The sequence below is a fragment of the Lysobacter sp. TAF61 genome, assembly GCF_052113485.1.
Classification (GTDB): Bacteria; Pseudomonadota; Gammaproteobacteria; order Xanthomonadales; family Xanthomonadaceae; genus Lysobacter_J.
In genome coordinates this window covers 475,969-487,819 of record NZ_JBFRDH010000003.1, presented here as the reverse complement: position 1 = coordinate 487,819, position 11,851 = coordinate 475,969, and the positions used below count along the sequence as shown (strand labels likewise).

The 11,851-nt window shown below is 61.4% G+C and carries 11 protein-coding genes; 9 read left to right on the top strand and 2 right to left on the bottom strand.

Annotation, left to right across the window (positions count from 1 at the left end):
- Positions 1-290: 290 nt before the first annotated feature.
- The 4 genes from AB4Y64_RS09900 to AB4Y64_RS09885 all read left to right on the top strand — a co-directional run bounded on the left by AB4Y64_RS09900 (position 291) and on the right by AB4Y64_RS09885 (position 5,399).
- Entirely contained in the window at positions 291-1,208 is a 918-nt protein-coding gene (locus AB4Y64_RS09900) for a LysR family transcriptional regulator (RefSeq protein WP_441816270.1), read from the top strand.
- A gap of 131 nt (positions 1,209-1,339) precedes the next feature.
- Positions 1,340-2,158 carry an alpha/beta fold hydrolase gene (locus AB4Y64_RS09895; RefSeq protein WP_441816269.1) on the top strand — a complete coding sequence of 273 codons (819 nt, stop codon included), beginning with the start codon at positions 1,340-1,342 and terminating at the stop codon, positions 2,156-2,158.
- 1,110 nt (positions 2,159-3,268) lie between these two features.
- A complete protein-coding gene (locus AB4Y64_RS09890) occupies positions 3,269-3,610 on the top strand; it encodes a hypothetical protein (RefSeq protein WP_441816268.1) in 342 nt (113 codons plus the stop codon).
- 7 nt (positions 3,611-3,617) lie between these two features.
- Entirely contained in the window at positions 3,618-5,399 is a 1,782-nt protein-coding gene (locus tag AB4Y64_RS09885; protein WP_441816267.1) for an AIPR family protein, read from the top strand.
- On the opposite strand, the gene AB4Y64_RS09880 is transcribed toward AB4Y64_RS09885, so the two are convergent.
- Together AB4Y64_RS09880 and AB4Y64_RS09875 are read right to left on the bottom strand one after the other, a co-directional pair.
- Positions 5,362-6,402 carry a phage portal protein gene (locus AB4Y64_RS09880; RefSeq protein WP_441816266.1) on the bottom strand — a complete coding sequence of 347 codons (1,041 nt, stop codon included), beginning with the start codon at positions 6,400-6,402 and terminating at the stop codon, positions 5,362-5,364. The genes AB4Y64_RS09885 and AB4Y64_RS09880 overlap by 38 nt on opposite strands.
- On the bottom strand, positions 6,402-8,156 hold the full coding sequence (locus AB4Y64_RS09875; protein ID WP_441816265.1) for a terminase ATPase subunit family protein: 1,755 nt from the start codon (positions 8,154-8,156) through the stop codon (positions 6,402-6,404). The genes AB4Y64_RS09880 and AB4Y64_RS09875 overlap by 1 nt, the downstream gene beginning before the upstream one ends.
- 146 nt (positions 8,157-8,302) lie before the next feature.
- On the opposite strand from AB4Y64_RS09875, the gene AB4Y64_RS09870 reads away from it, so the two are divergent.
- The 5 genes from AB4Y64_RS09870 (at position 8,303) to AB4Y64_RS09850 (ending at position 11,832) form a co-directional block, all read left to right on the top strand.
- A complete protein-coding gene (locus AB4Y64_RS09870; protein WP_441816264.1) occupies positions 8,303-9,142 on the top strand; it encodes a GPO family capsid scaffolding protein in 840 nt (279 codons plus the stop codon).
- Positions 9,143-9,205: 63 nt separating this feature from the next.
- Positions 9,206-10,225, top strand: a complete 1,020-nt coding sequence (locus AB4Y64_RS09865) for a phage major capsid protein, P2 family (RefSeq protein WP_441816263.1) — start codon at positions 9,206-9,208, stop codon at positions 10,223-10,225.
- A gap of 3 nt (positions 10,226-10,228) precedes the next feature.
- Positions 10,229-11,044, top strand: a complete 816-nt coding sequence (gpM, locus tag AB4Y64_RS09860; RefSeq protein WP_441816262.1) for a phage terminase small subunit — start codon at positions 10,229-10,231, stop codon at positions 11,042-11,044.
- Between the two features lie 99 nt (positions 11,045-11,143).
- Complete coding sequence (locus AB4Y64_RS09855) at positions 11,144-11,620, top strand: head completion/stabilization protein (protein WP_441816261.1); 477 nt, start codon at positions 11,144-11,146, stop codon at positions 11,618-11,620.
- On the top strand, positions 11,620-11,832 hold the full coding sequence (locus AB4Y64_RS09850) for a tail protein X (protein ID WP_441816260.1): 213 nt from the start codon (positions 11,620-11,622) through the stop codon (positions 11,830-11,832). Before AB4Y64_RS09855 ends, AB4Y64_RS09850 begins: the two co-directional genes overlap by 1 nt.
- The last annotated feature ends 19 nt before the right edge of the window (positions 11,833-11,851 follow it).

The following is an 11,851-nucleotide window of genomic DNA, read 5'->3' as shown; positions in this document are numbered from 1 at the left end:
CTGCAATGGATCGCCTCGATTCCAACTGATCGTTGCTCCCGAAGCAATACGAGTTGTGCAAGAGACGAGATGTGGTCGGTCATATCCTCCGATAGAGTCTGGCGAAACATCACCCCGGCTGAACTGCGAGCCGTTGTGGTGCGAGTGCCGACACGTAGCCGCACGGCACCGGCCCATCGCCGGGCTGTGGAAGTACTGAGGCTCAATTCCTTTCATTGCGCGGGTCGGGGCGGCCTCCGGAGCCCCGGTTCAGGACTTCGCTTTCCTTGAAGAACAGATCGACTGGACTCATGCAACTTACTGGCCTCAAGTATTTCGTCGCCGTCGCCGAACACGGCAGCTTCTCCGCCGCTGGCGAATGGCTGGGCATTTCGGTTTCGACTTTGACCCGAAGCGTGACGACACTGGAGGAGGATCTGGGTCTGAACCTGTTCGAGCGAAGCAAGCAAGGTGTTGCGCTGACTCCTGCTGCTGGACCGGTGCTTACTGAAACAAGACGAATGCTCGCCAGCCTGCAGACAGTGACGGAGGTCGCAGCGGGAGCGGCGCGGGGAATTGCAGGAGAGCTTCGGCTTGGCGTTCGGTCGCCCCCCTTGGGCGAGCCTCTGCGCGGCATGCTCGCGCGCTGGCGCGAGGGTCATTCCGCCGTGCGCCTGGTCGTCCACGAACTGCCGGATGTGGAGTTGTTCTCTGAGCTCGTGGCGCGACGCATCGACGTCGCGCTCATACCCAGCTACGCGCCATGGCCGCGCATCGTCATGGAGCCACTTTATCGCGAGCGGATGGTGGCGGCAGTACCCCAGGAGCATGCGCTCGCACAACGCGCATCACTCCGCTGGAGCGATTTGCTAGGTGAGAACATCTACGTCCAGGACTGGGCACAAAGCCACGCCATGCGGGAGTTCTACGCCAGGATGATGGGGCCAGGCATGCCGCTTAATCCCGTTCCTGCTGGAAAGCAAACCATCTTCAGCCTCGTGGCGGCAGGCTTCGGCGTGACGCTCGCGCAACAAAGTCAGGCAGAGGTGAGCTTTCCGGGAGTGGTCTTCGTCCCCATCGACGAATCAAGCGCCCAGGTGGAGTTCTCACTGGCGTGGTCGCCGCATTCCGAGTGCTCGATCATCGGCCGATTCTTGTACTCGATGCGTTCAAGCGCCAGGACCAAAGGCGTGGCGACGATGGACATCCAAGGATCCATCGCAGAGTAACGGAGTGCGTCCCGGTCGTTGGTTATCAGATTCGCATTGTGAAACAAGTCTTCGAAAGAAGCCGCTGGCAGCACCCTCGATGCCTCGCGGAGTACGAACACTTCAATCAATCTCTCATGGGAGTACCAGCGATGCCTACGATCACCACTCCGGACGGCGTAAAGATCTTCTACAAGGACTGGGGATCCGGTCAGCCGATCGTCTTCAGCCATGGCTGGCCCCTGTCAGCCGACGACTGGGACGCCCAGATGATGTTTTTCCTTCACCACGGCTACCGGGTGATCGCCCATGACCGGCGCGGGCACGGTCGGTCCGAGCAAGTGGCCACCGGCAACGACATGGACCACTGGGTCGCCGACCTCGCTGCACTCACCGAACACCTCGGCCTCCGCGACGCGATCCACGTCGGGCACTCCACCGGCGGCGGTGAGGTGGCCCGTTACGTCGCTCGCCACCAGGAGCGGGTCGCCAAGGCAGTGCTGGTGGCCTCGTTGACGCCGAACATGGTGAAAACCGACGCGAACCCTGCCGGTCAGCCGCCGGAGTTTTTCGACGGGGTCAAGTCAGGCGTGGTTGGCAACCGGTCGGAGTTTTTCCGGGCAGTCCCGGAAGGTCCGTTCTACGGATTCAACCGTCCGGGCGCCAAGCCGTCTGAGGCGGTGATCGCGAACTGGTGGCGCCAGGGCATGGCCGGCGGCGCCCTGGCCCACTACGAGACCGTCTTCTCCTGGCTGGAGGACTACACCGAAGATCTGAAGAAGATCACGGTGCCGGTCCTGGTCATGCATGGCGAAGACGACCAGATCGTGCCGTTCGCCAGTTCGGTGCCGCGCGCGGTCGAGCTGCTCGCGAAGGGCGTGCTGAAGGCATACCCTGGCTTCCCGCACGGCATGCTGACCACCCACGCGGACGTCCTCAACCCGGACCTTCTCGAGTTCATCAAATCCTGACGGGACGCCAGCCCGACAGAACCAGGCAATTCGGGTGGCGCGCTCCTCGGGTGCGCCACTCGACCTACTTGTCCGCTTTGGGTCGAAAGCGGACATCGTGCTGCGACTTTGGGCAAGGCATGTCCACGGGGATCCGAACTTAACCCCCGAGTTTCTCTGCAGCACCGCACCAGGATCCGCATCATTCCGCCCGTGCGCAGCCGCCGCCGCACCGCGGCCTGATCCCTCTCGCCGACGCAGCCGCCGGCCGCCAGTCGCTTCGCTTCGCCGCTGGCCAGCACTACCCCAACTCTCATCCATCGATCGCCCCGGCGCTGGGCGCGCCACCAGGCGCCGCGGAGCGGCCTCGAGCACCCGAGATCTCGCCGGCGATCGCCGCTGGCCAGCGTCACCAGGCACCCCACCGAAGCGGCGGGCGGCGCGATCGCGCACGAGCTGGCGCGCCAGCAATGGCCACGGCGATCGAATGCGTTGTATCCCGCCAAGTCGTGAGGCCATCGGAAAAAGGTAATTTCGGTAACGCCATCCGGAAACCATCGCTTTTCCGAACGGGATCAAAGGCTTGCGAGAGCCGGCGAAAGGTAATCAAAAGGTAATTTGAGAATAACTAGTTACCTTTCTCTCTAGTGATCTATGGGCCGGAAGAGACTCAATAGAATCAACGTGTTAGGAACTGATTACCTTGGAAGTTACCCCGGATTACCCTTGAAAGGTAATTATCCTTCCCCTATCGGATCAGGGAGTTAGATCGGGTTTTCGGACCCTGTTACCGGGATTACCTTTTTCCGATGGCCACCTCGGATAGAGCCTGAGAGAGCCTGGTGATCGGCCTAGTGCTGAGCACCTCGATCGCTTCCCGAAACTCCGCCCGAGCGCGTCTGATCGCGTCGGAATCCCCTGTTCGCCGCGCCCTCGCATCGCCAGGCCGCGCCTCGCTGAGAGCGGCCTGCGCGATCTGAGTCGAATGCGAGCCAGGAGGCGGCAAGGCGTGGCGGGGTCTCGACCGCGCGCCGTGAGTGTTGGTGAAGGTTTCCGTACGCTCATGGTAAAAACCGAATGGACGGGGGCCCGCTCGCGCCAGGTGCGACGCCGCTGGCTGAGAATCGGCCCATGCACCGCGGCCTCACCCCTCCGGACGTGGACAACCTTCCGCCGCTGCCTGAGCGGTTTAGTTGGCAGCTGCCACACGTGAAGCAACACCGGCGCCCGACGCCCGAGGCGCGGCAGATCGTGCTCGATGGCGCGGGCCCGGCGGTGGCCTCAGTGCAGCCAAGCATCGGCAAGGCCTCGACCATCGTCGGGATCCATCGCTGGTTAGAGAGCGGCCGCCACTACCGGGAGTTCACCAGCCATGAGGTGGCGCTGCGCTACGTGGCCGCGTGGGCGTGGCGCTATGCAGACCTGATAGCCGAAGAAGTCGAAGACCATCGCCGTGTAAACGCGGGACGATGATGCGCGAATGGTAAACACGCCCCCCGATGGCGTGATAGCGTCCCAAGATCAACAGCTGCTACCGGGAAAAGGCATGGATCGAATTACAAAGGCGCTTCTAGACGACTTCTCAAGCGAGGCCGGCATCGAGAAGCAGCCCGAGAGCAAGCGATTCGAGCACTTCGCTGCTTTTCTCACCGTGAACCCGTATGTAAACGACACCTTCGACGCTACCGAGATCGCAAGCGGCGGTGGTGACGATACGGGCATCGATGCTGTTGCAATCATCGTCAATGGACAGCTTGTAACCGATCCAGAACTAGTCGAAGAGTTGGTTACAACAAACAACTTCCTCGATGCGACATTTCTCTTCGTGCAGGCAGAAACGACGTCAAACTTCGATGCCTCCAAGATCTCGAACTTTGGTTTTGGAGTCGCCGATTTCTTTAAGGAGCGGCCTGCCCTTCCTCGCAATGATGAGATAAAGGCCGCCGCGGAAATCATGAGCGCCGTTTTTTCGCGCAGCAGCAAGTTCACAAGAGGCAACCCGGTCTGCAGGCTCTTCTATGTAACTACTGGGCAGTGGACGGGAGATCGCAACCTAGAAACAAGGCGAGAGGCCGTCATCGCCGACCTTACGCAGCTTGGAATATTTCGGTCCATTGACCTGGCACCAATTGATGCAAGCGCCATTCAGCGACTCTACAACCAGTCAAAAAACGCAGTTTCCCGCGACTTCACTTTCGCAGAGAAAACCGTCGCGCCGGAGATACCAGGAGTAAAGGAGGCATATCTAGGCCTGCTCCCGGCAGAAGAGTTTCTGAAATTGCTAGACGATGGCGATGGAAAGATTCTTAAAGGAATCTTCTACGACAATGTTCGCGATTGGCAGGAGTACAACGCAGTCAATAGTGAGATCAAAGCTAGCCTGGAAATCCCAGCGCAGAGAGCACGATTCTCGCTCATGAATAACGGAGTCACGATAATCGCTAAGACGTTGCGCGCAACCGGGAATCGCGTGCACATAGAAGATTATCAGGTTGTAAACGGTTGCCAGACGAGCCACGTACTCTTCGACAACCGGGAACTGCTCGACAGTAGCGTTGTCGTTCCCTTGCGACTCATCGCGACAGACGACGAGGACATAACGGCGTCCATTGTCAAAGCGACAAACAGACAAACAGAAGTCAAAGAGGAGCAGCTAATTGCGCTATCGGACTTCGCAAAGAAGGCCGAGGTGTATTTCCAATCAATGGCACCTGCGCAACGCCTTTACTACGAACGTCGATCAAGGCAATACAGCTCCAACGCGAGCGTCGAAAAAACAAGAATCGTAACGCCTTCAAACCTGATACGAGCGCATGCCTCCTGCTTCCTTGAGGAACCGCACCGAACCACACGCACTTACCGGCTGCTTCTCGAAAAAATTGGGAAAACGATCTTCGGCGCAACCGACAAACTTGAACCCTATTTCTTCTCAGCCTCAGCGCACTACCGAATCGAATTCCTCTTCCGCAATGGTCAGCTAGACTCGAAATACAAGCCAGCGCGGTACCACATCATCATGGCCACGCGCCTTCTGATGCAGCCAGGCGCCGTTCCTCGCGCCAACTCTCACGAAATGGCGCGCTATTGCCAGCCACTCATTGAGGCTATTTGGGACACCACCCAGGCCGAAAAGCTGCTCAAAGACGCTGCTCAAATAGTGGACTCCGCTGCAGCAGGTGACTTTCACCGCGACACGATTCGCACTGAGCCCTTTACTCAAAAGGTCAAAGAGATGTGCCAAGCTCATACGGCGAGAAGCTAATCACCTCCTCACCAATCCAATCGTTAATCTCGCAGAAGCGGCTCTGCAGCGGCTCCAGTTCGTTCTTAACGAATACCTTCGCAGCCGGCTCGACTGCACCGAACCCGCCAGTATTTTTCGGCACGATGCCGAGCAGCTGCGGCGGCACGCGATGCGCGGCCAGAATGTCATCGCGCGTCGCGTCTTTGATCCCGAGGAATTCATCTCTCGCCGCGACCTCGCTGATCGGGATCACCTGCACGCCGTCTTTCTTGCCGTTGGGCGAATAGAGGAAAAGGTTGCGAAAATTGCCCGGGCCCTTTGAATTGCGAAGCGCTTCGCGCACCGCGTTGATGTCGTCCTCAGTCTGAGACGGATCGCTCATGTAAAGGATATAACCCGCGTGCGATCCGTTGATGTAGTACTTGCGGCGGAATAGCGTGCTCGATTCATTGAGCAGCGCCGATTGCAGCGCGCTCATGTACTCGGGCACGCCATAGATCTCCTGATTGAGATCCGGCTCGAGCAGATGGAACACGCTGCCCGCTTTGAATTCGTGCACCTTGCCAAAACCTGGCACAAAGAAGAACTGCCCAGCCTGCAGGCCTCGGCGCGTGTACTTAGCCAGCGATGACACCAAGCGCAACGGCTTCCCGCTCAGCGCATCACGGCGCTCGAGGTAACTATTGCCGAGCACCAGGTAATCGAGAGCGAACCGATTGAAATCGGCGCGCGAGAGCATCCGGTGCGGCTTGAACGTGCGCGCGAGAATGTTCCGCTTCACGTAGATCGCAGAGGAATGATGCGGGCTGCTGCGGAAGGTTTTCGCGAGACCTTCGAGGGAAACCGGCGGCTCGTACCATCGGCCATTGGTCACGCATTCCATGTAATCGAGCAGCTCGCGCCGATCGAGCACCGGCGTCGGATCGCCGAAAGAAAAGGCCTCGACCCCCCTCGCCGGCGCGGCCCTCACGCCATCGCCTGCGGTTTCGGTAGCGAGAGCCGCGTGCGCGGTTGCGTTCATCAGAAGATCTCCAAAATGCTAGAGGAACGCCCGCCAATGCCCTCGAGAGGCTCATTGTCGAGCGCGTGCAAGGTTGCCCACGCTAGATCGGCGTGGCCGATCTCTTCATTGCGGCCGGCTTCAAAGGTGGATTGCCTGCCGCTCGCCGTCATCGTTTTCCGGATGCTCATGAAGGCCTGCGCGAGATCCGTCCAACCCGCATCGAACTCGAGGCGGCCGCTGGCGATAACGTCTTTACCCTTAAGCACCAGGCGATTTTTCACTTCAATCGAGTAATTGATACTCCGAACCGCTGGGAAAAATTGCTTTACCAGCTGATAAACGCCGGCGCCGAGGCCGGTCGCGTCGATCGCGATATGCGTGACGCGATAGCGATCGGTTAGCTTTTTGATGGCATCCGCTTGACCGGCGAAATCCATGCCGCGCCATTGATGCTTTTCAAGGATGCGGAACTTCCCGCCGCGCACTGCAGGCGGCGCGACGACAACGCAGCCGGCCGAATCGCCGTGCATCGCCGGATCGTAACCGACCCACACCTCACGACTACCGAAAGGCCGCGCGGCGAATGCTTTGAAATCCTCCCAGACTTCCCAGCTGTCCACCATGCAGCGCTGCATCTCAGTCAGTGAAAACACCGATGCCGTGTCATCGATGAATTCGCACATGAGCAAATTCGCCCATTCGTCCGCGCTGTACTCGAGGCGCAACTGCTGCAGATCAAAGAGATCGCACCCTTCGCGCACCGCATCCTCGACGGTAACGATCTGGCGCCACTGGCCATCCGCGCAGCGGCGCCCGTCCACTAGCGCCGCGTGGCTGGCGTCGATCTTTACCCGGTCCTCTTTCTTTCGCCCCTTGTTGTATAGATCGCCACTCCAAAACGGATAGGCATCGTGAGTAATGCTCGACGGCGTAGAGAAATACGTCTGTCGCCATTTCTTGTGAATCGCCATGCCGCTCGCAACTTTTCGGAGCTGCTGGAACTGATAAACCCAGAAGTACTCATCGAAATATAGATTTCCGTGATAGCTCTGGGCCGTGCGCGCATTCGTTCCGAGGAAATAGAGCGTGGCCTCATTCGGCAGCACGATCGGATCGCCGGAAAGATCAACCTCAACCTCGCGCGCAAAATTAACGATGTACTGGCGGAAAACGTGCGCCTGGGCTTTGCTCGCCGAGAGAAAGATCTGATTTCGTCCGGTCTCGAGCGCATCAACCAGCGCCTCTCGAGCGAAGTAGAACGTCGCGCCGATCTGGCGGGACTTGAGAACGTTGCGGATGCGCTCGCTCAGCGCATTCTCACGCCATCGGCGCTGATACCCAAAGAGCGAGGCCTCAAAGTTTTCGATCAGCCGATCTTTCTGCTCATCGCTGAAAACGTTGCGCGCCGGCTTCCGTTTCGGCCCCGCATTGCGGCGCTCGATATTTGGATTTAGATCGCCCTCATGGCCGCCGGGCTGGGCATAGCGCCGCACGCGCGCCAGGCGCTCGATCTGCCGGCCGAGCAGATCGATCTCTTTGAAATCGCCGCCGGTTTTCTGATCCTTCGCGATCAGCTGCATCATGCGCGCCTCGAGGGAGCACTCGACGCGATCGATCGGCAGGAAGTCATCCCAGCGATCTCGCGATTTCCAGCTCTCGACGGTTGTGCGCGCTACGCCATAGGTTTCGGCGATGTCCGTGACTCGCCACCCTTGCCAGTAGAGGGAGCGAAAGTATCGGCGCTGGTCAGTTTGCGGCGGCGTTGCAAGCATGGCCGCAGCCTAGGGCGCGCGATCGATACCTCTGAGCCGCGGCCACTGTGCATCGCTGTTCTACAGTCCGCCGCGGTTGCTGCTATTACGTCGCGCCGCCGAGCCTATGCCCCTACGAATCGCCCAAACGATCAGAGGGATCCCGCATGGCTCGCAAGTCGAAATTTTTCCGCGTCGCGACGGAAGGCGCTACCACCGACGGCCGCAAGATCGAGCGGAAATGGCTGCAGGAGATCGCGGCAACATACAACCCGGTCACGTATGGCGCTCGCATCTTCATCGAGCACATCCGCGGGATCAACCCGAACGCACAAGGCGCGTTCCGCGCGATGGGCGACGTGACCGCGGTGAAGATCGAGGAGATCGATGGAAAGATCAGCCTCTTCGCGCAGATCGATCCCACCGAGGAACTGATCGCCCTGGTCGGCCAGCGCCAGAAGATCTATTCCTCGATCGAGGTGGCCGAGAACTTCGCGAATACCGGCATGGCCTACCTGGTCGGCATGGGCGTCACCGATTCGCCGGCGAGCCTGAGCACCGAGATCCTCGCCTTCGCCGCGCAAAATCCCACCGCGAACCCGTTCGCCTCGCGCAAGCAAGCGCCCGACAACCTCTTCACCGCGGCGGAAGAGATTGCGATCGAGCTCGAGGATGAGGAACCCGAGCCGGCGGTGCCGCTGCTCGATCGCATCCGCGCGCTCTTCACGCGCAAAGGCGCCGACGATGCGCAGCGCTTCGCCGATGTGCACGCATCCGTGGAGCACGTCGCCCAGGCCGCCGCCGACAACGCCACCGCCGTCGAGCAGCTGCGCGAGGATTACAGCGCGCTCAGCGCACAGCTCGCCGCGAACAAGACCGCCAGCGACCAGGCGCTCACCCAGGCGATCGCCGACATCACCGCCAAGATCGATCACACCGAGCACCCCGGCACGCCCACGCGCCCGACCGCGCCCGGCGGCAGCGGTGAACTTCGCACCGACTGCTAAGCACTCCCGAACGCACACCACGCCGATCGCAACATCACGCCACCGCCCCGGAGTCAGAGAACCATGCGCAACAACACCCGCCTGCTTTATTCCGCCCTGCTGGCGCAGATCGCCCAGCTCAACGGCGTCCCCTCCGCTGAGCAGAAATTCAGCGTCGATCCGAGCGTGCAGCAGACCCTCGAGACGCGGATGCAGGAAACGTCTGATTTCCTGGCCCGCATCAACATCATCGGCGTGACCGAGCAGATCGGCGCGAAGCTCGGCCTCGGCATCGGCTCGCCGATCGCCAGCACCACGAACACCGCGACCACCGACCGCGCCACGAAGGATCCGACCGCGCTGGATGAAAACGGATACCACTGCACCCAGACCAACTCCGACACGCATCTTCCGTATGCGAAGCTCGACGCCTGGGCGAAGTTTCCCGATTTCCAGACCCGCGTGCGCGACGCGATCATTCGCCGCCAGGCGCTCGATCGCATCCTGATCGGCTTCAACGGCACCAGCCGCGCCGCAACCTCCAACGCCGCCACGAATCCGCTGCTGCAGGACGTAAACAAAGGCTGGCTGCAGAAGTACCGCGAGCAGGCACCGGCCCGCGTGCTGGCTGATGGCGCGAGCGCCGGCGCGAATCAGATCCTGGTCGGATCCGGCGCCGGCACCGATTACAAGAACCTCGATGCCCTGGTGATGGATGCCGTGGCGAACCTGGTCGATCCCTGGCACCGCAACGATACGCAGCTTGTCGCGGTGCTCGGCTCGGATCTGCTGCATGACAAGTATTTCCCGCTGGTCAATGCCGCGAACCCGGCGACCGAGCAGGTCGCCGCTGATCTGATCATCAGCGCCAAGCGCGTCGGCGGCCGCTCTGCGGTGCAGGTGCCTTTCATGAAGGCGAATTCCATCCTGATCACGCGCCTGGATAACCTCTCGATCTACTGGCAGGAAGGCGGCCGCCGTCGCGCCGTCACCGACAACCCGAAACGCGACTGCATCGAGAACTGGGAAAGCTCGAATGATGCGTATGTCGTCGAGGATTTCGGCGCCGGCTGCCTCATCGAAAACATCGTGCTGCAGCCGTAAGCCATGACGATCGCGCGCCGACATTTCCAGCGCGTCACCGCCGCCGAGGCTTCGGCCTCGGCGGAGGTTGGCGAACCCATCAACGCGAATGCCTATGAGCTGATGCTCGCCCGTCTGTATGAGGACAAGCGCCGACTCAAAGAGCTCCAATCGATCGAGCGCAAGATCGAGATCAAGCGGCAGATCGTCGCCGACTATGCGCCGTGGATCGATGGCGTGCTCGAGGCCGGCCGCGGCGGTCAAGATGCTGTGCTGATGACCGTGATGGTCTGGCGCATCGATGCCGGCGATCACCTGGGCGCCCTGCAGATTGCCGATTACGCGCTGCGCTTTGGCCTGGTGCTGCCTGAGCAGTACCAGCGCGACACGGCCACGCTCGTCGCCGAGGAAATCTCTGACCAGGCGCTCGCCGCGCTCAGCACCGGCGGCTCTTTCGATGCCAGCGTGCTCGACGTCACCGAGCAGCTCACCAGCTCGCACGATATGCCCGATGAAGTGCGCGCCAAGCTGCAAAAGGCGCTCGGCCTGTCGATCGCTGCGCTGATGAAGGAAGGCACGCCGATCGCCGATGGTCGCCGCTGGGCCGAGCAGTCGATCGAGCACCTGCGCCGTGCGATGCAGCTGCACGATCGCGCCGGCGTCAAGCGGAACATCGAGCAGCTCGAGCGCTACCTCAGAAACAACCCGGCCCCGGCGCCCGACGCGAACGCATCGAGCACCGACCAGGCAACTCAGCGCACCGCCGCGGAGACCGGCGCGCCTGGTGATGCCAGCACGGATCAGCCAGGCGCGCCGGCCCCGGCAACCCTCGAGAGCTAACAGCGTCGCCCAGCGCGTCAGCGGCGGCGGCGGGATCAACGGACCTCTCTCCCCGCGATCCCGCCCCACCGCCGCACCTGGATCCAGAGAGAGCACCCGATGAGCGGTTTCGTCGCCACAGCACCGATCACCACCGCCGGCGGCGACGCCGATGCGATGCGATCCGATGGCTGGTTTCCTGATCTGTCGATCGCCTGGATCCGCGCCACCGTGCGGCTCGATGGCACGATCACCGAGGATCGGCTGCGCGACGCCGGCCGCTACGCGATCACCGACATCAACCGCCGCCTCGCCGCGTTCAAGGCCGGCCACGTCGCAGCCGGCAAGGCCTCGCTCGCTGCCGTGGCCAGCGATGAGATCGATGGCGAGAACCGCCTCGAGCTGCTCTATCGCCGCGCCGTTGCCTGCGCCCTGAAAGCCGAGGTGATCGAGCGCTTCCGAGACTTTGACAGCACCGACGCCGGCCTTCGCCGCGCCGAGGATCTCGATGCCTCGATCGGCGAGCAGCGCCGAAACTCGAGCTGGGCCGTGCGCGACATTCTCGGCCAGCCGCATTCGGTGATCGAGCTGATCTGATGCGCGTCTATGCACGCCAGGGCGACACGCTCGATGCGCTGGTCTATCGGCACCTAGGCCGTACTGCCGGCGTTGTCGAGGCCGCGCTCGAGGCGAATCCCGGCATCGCGACCCTGGGCGACGTGCTGCCGCACGGCACCGCGATCGAGCTGCCCGAACCCGCCGCCGCAACCGCACCGGCGCGCCGCGCCTTAATCCAGCTCTGGGACTGATCTGATGAGTGCATCAACG